Consider the following 14535-nt stretch of genomic DNA (forward strand, 5'->3'; position numbering starts at 1 on the left):
CACAAATGGTCAGGCGAAGACGATCTGCGCCTTCATCGCCTTGCTTCGATCCGACGCGATCTCGAAGGCGTTGAGTGCCTCGGCAAGCGGTACGGTGTGCGTGATGAGCGGCCGCACATCGATAAGACGCTTGCGCATCAGATCGACGCCGACCGAAAACTCCTCATGGAAGCGGAAGGAGCCGCGCAGCTCCAGTTCCTTGGCGGTAATCGCCATCATCGGCAGGCTCATATCGCCGCCGAGACCGAGCTGCACGATGACGCCGCGCGGGCGAAGCGTTGCGATACCGCTGACCAGCGCCGCGGCAGCGCCTGAGCATTCGTAAAGGACATCGAAGGTGCCCTTGTCGGCGGAATAAGCGGCAAGCGCCTCCGGCTCATTCTTCGTATTGATGATCCTGTCGGCGCCGGCCTGCCTGGCGAGCGAGAGGGTGAAATCCGAAAGATCGGTCGCTACGATCTCGGCGGCACCCGCCCGGCGTGCAGCCAGGATCGACAGGACGCCAATGGGGCCACAGCCGGTGACGAGAACGCGCTTGCCGAGCATCTCGCCCGCGCGTCGCGTGGCATGCAAGGTCACGGCCAGCGGCTCCGCCATCGCTGCTTCGCCCGGCGTCAGCCCATCGGCCGGCACGCATTGGATGGCATCGGCGACGAGCGTCTCGCGAAATGCGCCCTGGATATGCGGAAAGGGCATGGCGCTGCCATAAAAGCGCATGTTGAGGCATTGATTGGGCAATCCCTGCAGGCAGTAGCGGCAGGTCCGGCAGGGGCGGGAAGGGGAGACGGCAACGAGCTGACCGAGCTCAAGGCCCTGCACGCCGGAGCCGAGCGCAATCACGGTGGCGCTGACCTCGTGTCCCAGGATCATCGGCTCCTTCAAGCGCACGGTGCCGAAGCCGCCGTGATGGTAGTAGTGCAGGTCGCTGCCGCAGACCCCGCCGGTCGCAAGCCTCAGCTTCACTTCTCCGGCACCCGGTTCTTCCTCCGGGCGATCCTCGATTCGCACGTCCTTGGCGGCGTGAGCGACGATGGCTTTCATCTTCTTCTCCTCAAAGAACGGGTGTCGGCAGAGCCTGGCCGGCGAAGTGGGCGGCCAGATTGTCGCGCACCAGCTGTCCCATGGCCTTGCGTGTTTCCACGGTGCCGGATGAATGGTGGGGCTGCAGCAGCACGTTGTTCAGCGCCAGGAAACGCGGATTGAGCTTCGGCTCGCCTTCGAAGACGTCAAGGGCGGCCGATCCGAGCTTGCCGGCCTCAAGCGCGTCGAGGAGTGCCTCCTCATCGATATTGGACGCTCTGGAGATGTTGATCAACATGCCTTCCGGGCCGAGCGCCTCGATCACCTTACGACCGACGATATGACGGGTTGCGGCGGAAGCGGCGAGCGTGACGAACAGGAAATCCGATTGTTTCGCGAGTTCGACCGGATCGGCGACAAAGGTCATGTCGGATGCGTAGGGTTTCGCTTCGACATCGGAATAGGCAATCTGCATGTCGAAGCCCTTCAGGCGCTTGGCGACTTCGAAACCGATACGGCCGAGGCCGAGCACGCCGGCATGCCGTCCCCAGACGCGCCGCTTGAGAGGGTAAAGCCCCTTTTGCGCCCAGCTGCCGTCGCGCACCCAGGTTTCGGCGCCAATCATGCCGCGCGAAAGGCAGAGCATCATGGCAATCCCGAGGTCGGCAACATCATTGGTCAGGACATCCGGCGTATTGGTGACGCGAATGCCGCGCTCGCGGCAGGCCTGCAGGTCGACTGCATCGAAGCCCACGCCATAAACCGAAATGACTTCCAGATTCGGGCAAGCCTCGATCATCGCCCGGTTGGCGCCAAGCTCGCCGCGTGTGGCAATGGCCCTGATCGATGATCCAACGTCGGCAAGCAGTTTCGCCTTGTCGTCGGCCTCGAAATAGCGATGAACCTGAAACGCCGCATCGAGCGGTTCTTGATCCCATTGCGGATAGGGGCCAATCTGCAGGATTGATGGCTTGTCCATCTTTCACGTCCTCCCTTGACATCAAATGTTATCGATAACATAAACAGGGAAGACGACCATTGTCGAGATAAAAACGGAGGAAACGATGTCTCTTGGCCTCTTCGATCTGAAAGGGCGGCGAGCCCTGGTGACAGGTTCTTCCCAAGGCATCGGGCTTGCGCTGGCGAAAGGTCTGGCGGCAGCGGGCGCGGAACTGGTTCTCAACGGCCGCGACAAAGAGAAGCTGGCCAAAGCGGCTGAAAGCTTCGAGGGCAAGGTGTATCAACTGGCATTCGATGTCACCGATCATGAGGCCGCCCGGCAAGCTGTCGATGCTTTTGAGACCGAGACGGGCGCGATCGATATCCTCGTCAACAATGCCGGCATGCAGTTTCGCACACCGCTGGAGGATTTTCCCGCCGACGCCTTCGAGCGGCTTCTGCGCACCAACATATCGAGCGTCTTCAATGTCGGCCAGGCCGTCGCGCGGCACATGATCAAGCGCGGGGCCGGCAAGATCATCAACATCGCAAGCGTGCAGACGGCGTTGGCGCGGCCATCGATCGCGCCTTATACGGCAACCAAGGGTGCTGTCGGCAATCTGACGAAGGGCATGGCAACGGATTGGGCCAGACATGGGCTGCAATGCAATGCCATCGCGCCTGGCTATTTCGATACGCCACTGAATGCGGCTCTCGTCGCTGATGCCGATTTCTCCGCATGGCTCGAAAAGCGCACACCCGCTGGCCGCTGGGGTCGCGTCGAAGAATTGGTCGGCGCCTGCATCTTCCTCGCCTCCGACGCCTCCTCCTTTGTCAACGGTCACGTGCTTTATGTCGATGGTGGCATCACAGCCTCGCTCTGACGGCGCCGAGCTGCAGCGTTTCGTCGTTATGGGTGTCAGCGGCTGCGGGCGATCACCGTCGATTTCGATCAGCTGCTGCACGCGGTGGTAGCGGCCATCATAGCCGCATTGGAGGAGGAGAATTAATCATGAGCAACAAGGTGGCGCTTATCGGCGTCGGCGCGATGGGCAGTGCAATCGGCGCCCGGCTGGTCGAGACCGGCAATCGGCTGACGGTTTTCGATCCCAACAAGGACAAGGTCGCCGCGCTGACCGCAAAAGGCGCCATGGCAGCCGCCAGCGCTGCGGAGGCGGCAAGCGTTTCCGATTTCGTCATCTTGAGCCTCAATTCGCCCAGGATCGTGCATGCCGCGGTATTCGGCCCGGGCGGCGTTGCCGAAGGTGCCGGGCCGGGAACGCTGATCATCGACATGTCGTCGATCGATCCTGACGCGACGAAGGCCCTTGCCGGCGAGGCGGCGGAAAGGGAACTGCGTTGGGTGGACAGCCCGCTTTCCGGCGGCGCGCCGAAGGCGCTGATCGGGCAACTGACCCTGATGGCCGGTGGCTTTGAGCAGGATATCGCGGATGCGCATCAGGTCTTGCGGCATGTGGCATCGAATTACACCCATATGGGGCCTGTCGGTGCGGGGCAGACCACGAAGCTCATCAATCAGGTTCTCTGCGCACTGAACTTTCTGGCCGTCGCCGAAGCGACGCAACTGGCGCTCGACGCCGGCGTCGATGCCGCCAAGATCCCGCAGGCGCTGAAGGGCGGGCGGGCCGACAGCGCAATCCTGCAGGAATATATGCCGCGCTACGTGACCAAGGATTATCGCCGCACCGGCAGGATCGACAACATGGTCAAGGATCTGAACGGCGCCCAGGATCTCGCCCGCAGGACCAATACTGCCATGCCTCTGACGGCCGTCTGCGCCGAGATACACCGCATGCTGACGGCTTCCGGGCTCGGCGGCGAAGATCAGGCGGCATTGATGGAATTCTTCAAAGGGCCGAACAAGGAGATTGCCGGATGATCACCCGATACGCATTATTCGAGGGCAAAGTCAGGGAAGGGGAGGTAGAGGCGTTTCGAACGGCCGTCATGGAAACCATCCTGCCGAAATGGAAGCAGTTTCCGGGCGCTCTCGACGTACGGGTCACATTCGCCGAAGCACGCGACGAAGGCGCCCCCGAGTTCCCGATGATCCTGGCCGTCAATTATCCGGACATGGCTGCCGTGGAAAAGGCCCTTGCAAGTCCCGTCCGTACGGAAGCGCGCGCGGCGACGGAAGCCGTCCTCTCCCGGTTCTTCGAGGGCCGCATCCATCATCATGTGACGTTTGCTCACGAGTTTCAGCTATAGGCTGCTTGCAGAATGCCCTTGAAGGCGAATGCGGAATGAACCCGCACCCGCATAGCGGGACGAATGGGGCGGGCTCTTGCCATCCACGGGAGAGGCATACTATTCTGATGGTAACGATAACATAGGCTGTCGATGAGCAACGATCGCAAAACGCCCACCATGGCGGACATAGCCCGCGTCATGGGAGTTTCTCCGATGACGGTATCGCGCGCCTTCAAGGCCGACAGCCTCGTCAGCCCGCAGACGCGTCAAGCCATCCTGAAGGCAGCGGAAGAACTGGGCTATGTCTTCGACAGCACGGCGTCCAACCTGCGTTCGCAGAAGTCGGGTTTCGTTGCCGTTACCATTCCTTCGATCAACAACGCCAATTTCGCCGATACGGTCGGTGGTCTCTCCGATACCCTGTCGAAGCGGGATATGCAGATACTGCTCGGCTACACCGACTACGATGTCGAGGAGGAGGAGCGGCTGATCGAACAATTGCTGCGCCGCAAGCCGCAAGCGATCGTCGTCACCGGCGGCAGGCATACCGAGCGTGCGCGCCGGCTTTTGCAGACCGTGGCAATCCCCGTGATCGAGACCTGGGACATCCCGACTGATCCGATCGGCCATTACGTCGGCTTTTCGAACACTGCCGTCATGCGCGACATGGTGGACCATTTCGTTGCTCTCGGCTGCCGGCGCATCGCCTTCATCGGCGGCGATGTCGAGCGGGATTCGCGCGGCAGCGAGCGCCGGCTCGGCTTTATCGCGGCGATGGAAGCGCATGGCCTCGATGCTTCGAGATTGATCGCTGCGGGCTCGCCGCCGATCTCGATGCGAGAAGGCGCCAACGCCATGGCGAAGCTGATCGAGCTCTATCCGGATACGGAGGCCGTCGTCTGCGTCTCGGATCTTGCCGCCTACGGCGCTCTCACCGAATGTCGTCGGCTCGGGATCCCGGTGCCGGAACGCTTTTCCGTCGGCGGCTTCGGCAATTATGAAATCGGCGAGGTCTGCGTGCCGACACTAACGACGATCAACGTCTTTGCGCGGGAAATCGGCGAGCGGACGGCTGCGTTGATCCTCGATATTCTTGATGGCAAGCAAGGCGCTGATGTCAGGATCTCGCCCGAACTGATTGCGCGCGACAGCAGCCGATAGAAATTAGCCCTTTTGCCGAATGAGGTGACGCGACCCGTAGACCGCGCCACATCTTTTGGCCGGGATCACTTGCCCCAGATCTTCTTGTATTGATCCTTATAGCCGTTATCCGGATCGAAGGTGTTCTTCGGGCCGCCATCGGACTGGATGTTATCTGCCGTCACCACATGCAGCGGCGACAGGTAGCCGGACCATTTTTCGCTCGCGAATGCGCGATTGAGTTCGTCGACCAATTGCCAGCCCTGGAGGTTGAGGGGTTCGGCCACCGTGACCTTCTGGAATTGACCGGCGCGGATGCGCTCATAGGCCGATTGCGAGCCGTCGCCAGCAGCGACATTGATCGGCGCGTCGGTGCCGCCCTTGCCGGCGGAGGCGAGCGATGGACCCATGAAGTCGAAATAGAGGTCGTTGATCGCAAGCGAATGGGTCCAGCTGTCACCATATTTCTGCAGAAGCGAGGTGGTCAGCTGCGGCATGCGCTGAGACGTCTCGGCGATCGGGGTGTCGACATATTCGAGCACCTTGCCGCCCAGCCGCTCGATTTCCTGCTTCATCCTGTCCGCCTTGGCGATGGCGATCGCATAGGTGGAGTCGGTGAAGATGATGACGCCCGGCTTGCCCTTGGCATCGACGAAGGCCCAATCGGCTGCGGCTTTGGAAACTTCCATGGCGTCGGTGCTGACATTGGCGAAGAGGCCGTTCTTCTCGTCCGGGCCGATGGTCGGGCCGGCATGCCAGGCGACCAGGGGGATCTTGGCAGCCTTTGCCTGTTCCAGCGCCGGTGCCTGCTCGACGGCATCGAAGCCGTCGATGATGATGCCGGCAGGCTGCAGCGCTATCGCCTGACCGAAGGCGGCTGTACGGCCGCCGATCGAGCCCGCGCCGTCGAGAACCTTCACCTGCCAGCCGATCGCCTTTGCTGCTTCCTCGACGCCGTTGCTGACGCCGAGAATGCCGCCATTCTTGAGATCGCCCGCCAGCACGACGATGGTCTTGCCGGCCTGTGCCTTCGGGCCGGTCGTCGGGCCGTCCCATTTCGTCACTGGCGTCGCATATTTGTCGACGACGGCCTTCGCATCCGCCATCGGATCGGCATAGGCCTGGCCGGCGCACAGCACCAGGACGGCGGTGGTCGCTTGCAGGAATTGTCTACGGTTCATGTCGTCTCCTCCCTTTGGACATTTGAACTTCAGATGATTTTCATTTCTCCGCTGTCTTGGCGGAGAGCTGTGGTGCCTGGGCCGGCGCCATGCGCCCTGCATGGCTGCGACGGCGCTGCGCGTAGCCGGCAATGCCGATCGCGACCAGCAATGTGACGCCATTGAACAGGGGCTCGACATAGAAGGAGCCGCCGAACTGCTGGATGCCGGCAATGCCAACCGCCAGGATGATGACGCCGATCATCGTGCCCCAGACGTTGACGCGGCCCGGCTTGATCGTCGTCGAGCCAAGGAATGCGCCGACCAGTGCTGGCAGCAGATATTCAAGCCCGACACTTGCCTGACCGATCCGCAGCTTGGAGGCGAGCAGCACGCCGGCAATGGCGGCAAGCGTACCCGAAGTGACGAAGGCGCCGATGACGAAGCGGCGAACCGGGATACCGTTAAGCGCGGCTGCTTTCGGATTAGCACCGATCGCGTAGATGTAGCGGCCGATCGGCAGATATTCGAGGACGATCCACATGGCGAAGGCAAGAGCAAGGACATAGATACCGGTGATCGGCAGGCCGAAGACCATGGTGCCATTCAGCGCATAGAATCCCTGCGGCAACATGCCCACAACCTGCCGGCCACCCGTGTGCCAGAGCGCGATCGCATAAAGGACAGTGCCAGTGCCAAGCGTTGCGATGAAGCTGTCGATCTTGGCGATTTCCACTAGAAGGCCATTCAAGAAGCCGGTCAGCGCGCCAAGCGCAATGACAACAAGCACAGCGACTGGCCAGGGCAGGCCGAACATCGTCTGAAGGCTGATCGCAAGCACGTGCCAGAGCACGATGCCGTAGCCGATCGTCAGATCGATGCGGCCTGCCGCCATAGGGATCATCGCCGCGAGCGAGAGGATGGCGATGATCGTCTTGTCCGAAACGATCGAACGCAGGTTGAGCATCGTCGGGAATGTCTGCGGCAGCAGAATGGAGAAAAGCAGGATCAGCAGCACGGTCAGGATGACGAGGCCATAGACGGGCAGCAGACGCTGGATTTTCTGGCCGAAGCTCATGGCCGAAAGCTCGGCGCGCGTCGGCTCGAGCGCATTGGATTCGATCGATTGCATGATGTTTCTCTCCGGTTCAGGCCGCTTCGGATGCTGAAGCGGCGGCGATGACCGCCGGTGTTGTCAGCTCGGCGCCGCCAAGCTCGCGCACGATCCTCCCGCGCGAAAACACCAGCGCCCGATGGCAGATATGCGCGATTTCCTCGAAATCGGTGGAGACGACGAGAACGGCAAGGCCGGCCTCGACCGCCTCGGCGATCAGGCGATAGATATCGGCCTTGGCGCCGACATCGACGCCGGCCGTCGGGTCCTCGGCAATCAGCAATTTCCGGCCCGTTGCCAGCCATCGTCCGACCACGACTTTCTGTTGATTGCCGCCCGATAGCGCCTCGATGGCGAGGTTCTGATCATTGGGCCTGAGACCGACGCGGCTGCCGAGAGAATGGGCAATTTCCGCTTCCCGGCGCGGCGACAGGAACGAAAACAGGCTTCTGCCGGAAGCGCCCGGGTTCAGGAAGGTATTTTCACGCAGGCTGAGAGACATGGCGACGGACTCTTCCGCCCGGTCCCTGGCGATCAGGCCGATACCGGATGCCATCGCTGCAACCGTGCTGGAAAGGTCCGGCTCGGCCCCGTTCAATCGCACCGAACCTTGCGATGGCTCGCAACCGAACAGCGCACGTCCGATCAGCTCCTGCCCCGCACCGCGCAGGCCGACAAGACCGAGCAGTTCGCCCTGCTGGATATCGAAGGATACCGGTCCGGCGCTGCGGCAGGAAAGCTCTTTCACCGAAACAATCGCAGGCCCTGCGCGTCTTTCTGCCTTGATGAACAACTGGTCCGCCTTGCGCCCGACGATCATGCGGATGAGCTCATCCGGCGCCGTCTCCGAAACCGGCTTTTGGCCTACCAGCTGGCCGTCACGCAATACGGCAACACGGTCGGCAATGCGGAAGATCTCGTCCAGCCGATGCGAGACATAGACCATGGCCACGCCGCGCTCTTTTAGCGGGCGGATGGCCGCAAACAGTTTCTCGACCTCGTCGGCGGGCAGGCTGGCGGTCGGTTCGTCGAGGACCAGAACGTCCGCTTCGACGGCGAGTGCACGGGCGATCGCGACGAGCGACTTTTCCGTGCGTGTCAGCTCCTGGACGCGGGTCGAGGGATCGAAATCGCAGCCCACCAGCTTCAGCGCCTCCGCGGTGCGCCGCTCGGTCGCGCGCCAGTCGATCAGGTGGCCGCGCAAAGAATAGCCCTGCGCAAGGCCGACATTCTCGCCCACAGTCATCCATTCGATCAGCCCGAGATCCTGGTGGATGAAGGCGACCGGCTGACGCTGGTTAGGCTGCGGCGGGCGATGATGATAGGGTTTGCCGCGAAACAGGATCTGACCGCCATCCGGCTTGTAGATACCTGCCAACGTCTTGATGAGCGTCGATTTGCCCGCGCCGTTTTCACCGAGAAGCGCAAGGATTTCACCTTGCCTGAGATCGAGTGAAACATTCGATAGGGCGCGTGTGCCCCCAAATTCCTTGGTAATCTCGCAAAATTCGAGCAGCTTTCCGTCGTCCATCCTGCTCCTCCCAAAGCGTCGATGAAGGAAGGCTATGTTATCGATAACATTCCGTCAAGACCTCCTGTTTCCGGCCTCGTCGCCGGATGCGCTCCTTTAACTGTAAAAGAATTGAATTCCGTATCGATCAGATAATTTCCTTTATATGTGAAATAAAAAAGCCAGACATCGCAATCATATTATGAAACGACGATATTTCTCGCTAAGCGTTCATAGTATTACCTTCGGTTGTATTATTCTAAGTTCGGACTAATATTTCTTAGGTAGTGCACACGGATCGCATCTCATCTAAAATTATTTGCTGGCGATATGAATGATGGGCCCCTTACCGCACGCTTTGAGCAAATTCTGAGGGAAGGCATCTTGCCGCGTGCATTCGAGGAAAATTTTTGACGTACGTTACTCAGTCGATATTTAAAATTGACAGCGCGGATGCCGAAGAGATGACGGCCCATTATGCGAGAACCCTGTTTCCTGCCGTTGTCGAGCCACTCCAACGAGGCGCTTCGATTTCGGTGGAGGACCGGCATTATACGGTCGGTTCCTGCAGCGTGTGGAATGGGAAATGCCATTCCGGAATGAGCGTGATGCTTGCAGGAGGTCCCGATGCCTATAGCCTCTATCTCCCAACCATGGGAAAAATGCTGATCGATGCAAGGGGACGACAACTCGTGTCGGAAGCAGGCAAGGGCCTGCTTGCAGATATGTCGTCGTTCGAAAAGCTGACACTGGAAGAGCGGCGCGGCCATATGGGTATGGCCTTCGATAAATCGGCAATGATCCGCCAGCTGAGCGAATTGCTCGACGCGCCCGTTCTCGACGATCTGGAAATGGGTGGCACCGTCGATCTCACGACGCAAAGAGGCGCGCAGATTGCGGCGCTCGGAAGTTTGATCTGGCAGAATTTGACAGTCGACGATGCGGACCGTTCTTCCCCGGCGTTCTGCGAACGTCTGTTGCAGGCGATGATGATCGCGCTGCTTGAGGTGGTGCCGCATAACTATTCGACGCAATTGCGCAGGCCGGTTTCGCCGGCAATGCCGAAACAGTTGAAGCGTGCGATCGAATACATGCACGCCAATATCGGCGCCGATATCCGGATCGCCGAAATTGCCCGCGAGGCCGCGACAAGTGTGCGGTCGGTTCAGGCTGCCTTTCAGCAGTTCAAGAACACGACCCCCCTCAACTATCTGAGGATGATCCGTCTGCAGGGCGTTCGCAAAGCGCTGCTCGACTGCGGACCTTCACGGCCGGTCGCCGAGACAGCACGCGATTGGGGATTTTCCCATATGGGCCGCTTTGCTGCGCTCTATCATCAGGCCTTCGGCGAAATGCCGTCCGAAACTGCCAGAAGGCTACGAAACAGCGATAGGTAGGATGAAGTCTGCCGGGTGAAAAAGGTTTCGCGAGCGGCACACCCGTTACTCTCGCAGTGATCTGAACAAGCGTCCGCGAACTCCGGAGCGGCCGAAAGAACCCGAAGCGCGAATACGCAAGCTATCCTTGTAAACGTGTTTTCATAGCCTTTTTGCCGCTGATAAAGACCGTCAGATTAAAGCGGTAATATTGATGCTATTTTAGAGAGAGTGCGTCTATAAAATGAAACACGCTTGAAGGGAGATGTTCGACGGCAAAGTATCATCCGCGCCCTATATACGCGGCCATGGTGAAATTCGGTTTGATCTCCCGGACGACAATGGGCGAGCATGTTTTCATCCCGCATTCTCTATCATCGCGGTTGCCGCCGATTCGCATTTTCCCGGACATTTCAGCCATTAAGTCTCATTCAAATGCCGCAAAGAGGGCCAGGTCCCAATCATCTAGGGAGTGATCGGTTGCTATTTGGACACAATAGTAAACAACCGAACTGTCATAATTCATTATTTATTAGCCCCGCATATTGCTTCCCGCCTTGTGGTTGATATTTCTGCCTTGCTTCTAACATCCGAAGGAGATTCCGGAATGCGGAAATGGGCGGTGATTTTACCCTTGGTTGTCCTCAGCGCCTGCGCAAGGCCGTCTGATGGGCCAAGCGCCCTCAATATCCGCAATGCAAGAATGCCGGACACGCAGCGAAAGATTCCAGTCGTGCCGCTCTCCGAGGCTCCGATGGGCGCGCAACTTGTTGCGCCATCCTATGCGCCCACCGATCAAGGCCTTGCACGGCTGCGTTCTGGTGGCAATTCGAATGCCCGGCTGCGTCCGGGTGACGTCTTCGATGTGACCGTACTCGATACCGGCGAGGATGGATTATTATCCGCGACCCAGAGCAAATCTCTCAATCTTGGCCGCTTCACGGTCGATTCCAAGGGTTTCGTCACGATGCCCTATGTCGGCAAGCAGAAGGTGAGCGGTTCGACCCCAGAGGGCCTGCAATCGCAGATCGTCACCGCCCTCAAAGGCTCCTCGGTTAATCCGCAGGCCGTGGTCACGGTCGTCGACCAGCCTTCCAGCGCCGTGACGGTCGACGGCAAGGTTCGCTCTGCCGGACGCTTCCCGCTGACGGCGCGCAAGGAGCGCGTGCTCGACGTTCTAGCTCTTGCCGGTGGCGCGTCGTCCGCGCCAAGCAACACGACCGTGACGCTGACCCGCGGATCGCAGCGGGCGACGGCGCCGCTCGATCGCATCCTGCAGGACGACAAACAGAATGTGTACCTCCTGCCTGGCGACCAGGTCTTCGTCGAGGGAGCGTCGCAGACTTTCACGGCGCTTGGCGCCTTCAAGAGCGTCGGTGAGTTTCCGCTGGAACCCGGCCAGACCACCTTGGCCCAAGCGCTTGCTCGTGCCGGCGGTCTGCTCGATGATCGCGCCGATTCCCGCAACTTCTACCTTTTCCGGAACCAGAAGATCTATTCGCAGGTTGCGTCGAGCTTGGCTAAGAGCGCCAGCGCGCCGACCGTCGTTTCGGTCAAGCCAGTCATCTACAGCGTCAACCTCAAGCAAGTCTCGAATTTCGTGCTGATGCAGCAGTTCAAGATGCAGGATGGCGACACGATTTACGCCAGCAACGCAGACATGGTCGATGCCGCCAAGCTGCTGACCGTCTATCAGAAGAGCGTGCCGACGGCCGCGGCCCCGCTGCCGGGCAGTTCATCCTCGAACTAAGCAGGGTAGCGCTAGTCCTCATCCATCAAAGCAAGGGCTGCCTTCGCAGTCGGCGGCCTGCTGGATGGGCTTTGATCTGCCAGGCGCTGAGCGACCGCTTTCAACCGCACAGCCGTTTCATCGGTCCTGCCATGATGATCGACGCAGTGATCCAGAAGCAGGTTCATCACGCAACCGGCCGAATAGAGATCGGCACGAGGATCGGCGGTGGGATCGTTTGAGAGTTCCGGCGCGCTGAAACCCGCTGTTGCGGCTTTCGCAATATCGAGGTCGCGATGGCGTGCCCCGCATTCTACTGCGGTGCCGAAATCGATAACCTTCAGCCGCCTGAAGTCGTCATCGCACAGCAGCAGGTTGGCGGGCGAAATATCGCCATGGACGAAACCAGCCTCGTGAATCGCCCTAAGTCCCGCAAGCAGGGACCTCGTAGCCGCCCTGATATCCCCTAACGAAATTGGGCCAGCCGCCAATTGCTGTGACAGCGACGGCCCGACCCATTCCATAATGATCGCGGGGCGGCCATCGGCCAGACGGATGGCGCATTGGACAGCGGCGAGATTGGCATGACAAAGCGTCATGCTGATACGCGCCTCCCGCAACAGCAGGGTCTTGGAGACGGCCTCATCGGCTCGGTCGGCCCTGATCGTCTTCAGCGCATGCAGTGTTCCGAGATCGCGATGGCGCAGCCGGCTGATTTCTGTCCGCTCGTTGCGATGCGCGATTGCTTCCACCAGAAACGTGTTTGCGATGAAGCTCGGCTGATCGTCGGCGATCGAAGGCAGGCGCCGATCCAGTGCGTCGCGCAATCGATCGGTCAGAAGATAGCGCATGGCCTTCGGCCGCTCGGCTTCGCCGTCGTGGGTGACGAGATGCAACAGCTCGGCAAAGCGCGTTGCGATCTCTCTCATCTCCTCGCTGCTTGGATCTTCGCTCATTGGGCGCTGATGACGATGGCGCTGACATTTTCGCGGCAATTGGCGATGAGCGCCTCCTGGATCAGCGCCTCGGCTGCCTTTTCCAGAGGTGTCTCGATCAGGATCTCGGCAATGACACGATCCGTAAGCGTGCGGGACAGCGGGCCGCTGGCAAGCAGCAGGCGATCGCAGCGCCTAAGTTGATCGCTGACGGTTTCCGCGACGAACTGATCCTTCAGCCCCAGGCCGCGGCCAAGCGTGCGCCGAAGTCCGATGTCGATATGATCGTGCGTCAGAAGCTGCATCATTCCGTCGCGCAGAAGATAACAGCGCGCGTCTCCTGCCCATATGGCCGCGAATTCATCGTCCAGCACGATTGCTGCCACGAAGCTGGCAACGGCGGCTTCTCTTTCGGAATTTCCGCCCTTGGCGCGAAGCATTGCATGTGCGTGGCTGAGTTTGCCTTTGACGTCCTGCACCAATGCCTGCGCGCTCTCGCGTTCGGGAATGCCGGCAAGAATGCCAGTTGTGATCCTTGCCGCCTCAATGGCACTAAGGCCATCGCCGACGCCATCGGCGATCGCGAAGATGCGAGGCGCGTTGACGAGAAGGGCATCGGCATTCAGGGAGAGACGTGTTCCCGGATGACTGGCGCGACTGTAGCCTATCATCAAATCCACCGGGGATACCGGCGCGGCCTGCGCATTCCTGTCTGGGGCGGATACCGCAGCGCGCACCGATGGCTCCGCAGCAAGGGGCGTCTTGATGGCATCAGTTGTCACGAGCTTGACGAAATCCTGCGCCGTGGGTGCTGTCGTGGTGCGAAATCCCTTGCCGTGGCGCGTGCCGGGATTGATGCGCCACCAGAGCGAGGCGGGCTCTCCGGCCTCACCTGCGGCAGCGGATTGCGCCACCGCCGAGCGCTTGTCGGCAAAGGGTGGTCGGAGCCGCTTGATGCTCTCGATGAAGCGCTGCATGTCAAAGTCGGCCTTATCGGAGGTTTCCGCCAGCGCCTCGACAGCGGTAAACCAGCTGTCATCTTCGCAAAGATCGCGCAATTGGCCGGAGAAGCGCTGCAGCTGCGCGACGATGATCAAAGGGAAGCTTCGTCCGACGCGATCGCGGCTCGGCAGGATCACACCCGCCATGGCGGTGGGACCCCAGATGCCGCTGCCGACCACGAAGCGCCAGGCGGTCGTCGCATGGAAAAGCCGGCGCCATTCCGTGCCCAATGCCGCCTCAAGCGCGATCAGGCCGCCATGGATCCATCGGTCAAGCTCGCTTTGCAGACGCAGCCCGAGCGCGGAGGAAACGAAATCGCCATGTGTCGGCAATTTACCGAAGAAGCCGATCGCATCGGTCTGCATCGACGATTGGGTGCGGGCGAGAGGTTCGTTCATC

The 14535-nt window shown here is 60.4% G+C and carries 13 protein-coding genes; 6 read left to right on the top strand and 7 right to left on the bottom strand.

Annotation, left to right across the window (positions count from 1 at the left end):
* Positions 1 to 9 precede the first annotated feature (9 nt).
* Positions 10 to 1041 carry an L-idonate 5-dehydrogenase gene (locus FP026_RS24525; RefSeq protein WP_149637203.1) on the bottom strand — a complete coding sequence of 344 codons (1032 nt, stop codon included), beginning with the start codon at positions 1039 to 1041 and terminating at the stop codon, positions 10 to 12.
* Between the two features lie 10 nt (positions 1042 to 1051).
* A complete protein-coding gene (locus tag FP026_RS24530; RefSeq protein ID WP_149637204.1) occupies positions 1052 to 1999 on the bottom strand; it encodes a 2-hydroxyacid dehydrogenase in 948 nt (315 codons plus the stop codon).
* A gap of 85 nt (positions 2000 to 2084) precedes the next feature.
* Here FP026_RS24530 and FP026_RS24535 point away from each other — a divergent pair, with 85 nt between their 5' ends.
* From FP026_RS24535 to FP026_RS24555, 4 genes are all read left to right on the top strand, one after another.
* Positions 2085 to 2843, top strand: coding sequence for an SDR family oxidoreductase (locus FP026_RS24535; RefSeq protein WP_149637205.1), 759 nt, complete (start codon positions 2085 to 2087; stop codon positions 2841 to 2843).
* A 128-nt stretch (positions 2844 to 2971) separates the two neighbouring features.
* Complete coding sequence (locus FP026_RS24545; protein WP_149637206.1) at positions 2972 to 3859, top strand: NAD(P)-dependent oxidoreductase; 888 nt, start codon at positions 2972 to 2974, stop codon at positions 3857 to 3859.
* The gene (locus tag FP026_RS24550) at positions 3856 to 4188 is read left to right on the top strand and encodes a hypothetical protein (RefSeq protein WP_149637207.1); all 333 of its coding nucleotides are present in this window, start codon (positions 3856 to 3858) and stop codon (positions 4186 to 4188) included. Before FP026_RS24545 ends, FP026_RS24550 begins: the two co-directional genes overlap by 4 nt.
* Positions 4189 to 4320: 132 nt before the next feature.
* Positions 4321 to 5331: a LacI family DNA-binding transcriptional regulator gene (locus FP026_RS24555; RefSeq protein WP_149637208.1), complete on the top strand. Its 1011-nt coding sequence runs from the start codon at positions 4321 to 4323 to the stop codon at positions 5329 to 5331.
* A gap of 65 nt (positions 5332 to 5396) precedes the next feature.
* On the opposite strand, the gene FP026_RS24560 is transcribed toward FP026_RS24555, so the two are convergent.
* From FP026_RS24560 to FP026_RS24570, 3 genes are read right to left on the bottom strand one after another with little or no spacing between them, the layout of a single operon-like run.
* Complete coding sequence (locus tag FP026_RS24560) at positions 5397 to 6491, bottom strand: ABC transporter substrate-binding protein (RefSeq protein WP_149637209.1); 1095 nt, start codon at positions 6489 to 6491, stop codon at positions 5397 to 5399.
* A 40-nt stretch (positions 6492 to 6531) separates the two neighbouring features.
* Positions 6532 to 7602, bottom strand: coding sequence for an ABC transporter permease (locus tag FP026_RS24565; protein ID WP_149637210.1), 1071 nt, complete (start codon positions 7600 to 7602; stop codon positions 6532 to 6534).
* Between the two features lie 16 nt (positions 7603 to 7618).
* Entirely contained in the window at positions 7619 to 9115 is a 1497-nt protein-coding gene (locus FP026_RS24570) for a sugar ABC transporter ATP-binding protein (RefSeq protein WP_149637211.1), read from the bottom strand.
* A gap of 443 nt (positions 9116 to 9558) precedes the next feature.
* On the opposite strand from FP026_RS24570, the gene FP026_RS24575 reads away from it, so the two are divergent.
* Positions 9559 to 10491: an AraC family transcriptional regulator gene (locus FP026_RS24575; protein WP_348642328.1), complete on the top strand. Its 933-nt coding sequence runs from the start codon at positions 9559 to 9561 to the stop codon at positions 10489 to 10491.
* Between the two features lie 586 nt (positions 10492 to 11077).
* Positions 11078 to 12220 carry a polysaccharide biosynthesis/export family protein gene (locus tag FP026_RS24580; RefSeq protein WP_149637213.1) on the top strand — a complete coding sequence of 381 codons (1143 nt, stop codon included), beginning with the start codon at positions 11078 to 11080 and terminating at the stop codon, positions 12218 to 12220.
* Between the two features lie 11 nt (positions 12221 to 12231).
* On the opposite strand, the gene FP026_RS24585 is transcribed toward FP026_RS24580, so the two are convergent.
* Positions 12232 to 13128: a protein kinase domain-containing protein gene (locus FP026_RS24585; RefSeq protein WP_188112674.1), complete on the bottom strand. Its 897-nt coding sequence runs from the start codon at positions 13126 to 13128 to the stop codon at positions 12232 to 12234.
* A 23-nt stretch (positions 13129 to 13151) separates the two neighbouring features.
* Entirely contained in the window at positions 13152 to 14534 is a 1383-nt protein-coding gene (gene tagF / locus FP026_RS24590) for a type VI secretion system-associated protein TagF (RefSeq protein WP_149637215.1), read from the bottom strand.
* Position 14535 lies beyond the last annotated feature (1 nt).

The organism is Martinezella tropici (assembly GCF_008370325.1).
Taxonomy (GTDB): Bacteria; Pseudomonadota; Alphaproteobacteria; order Rhizobiales; family Rhizobiaceae; genus Rhizobium; species Rhizobium tropici_B.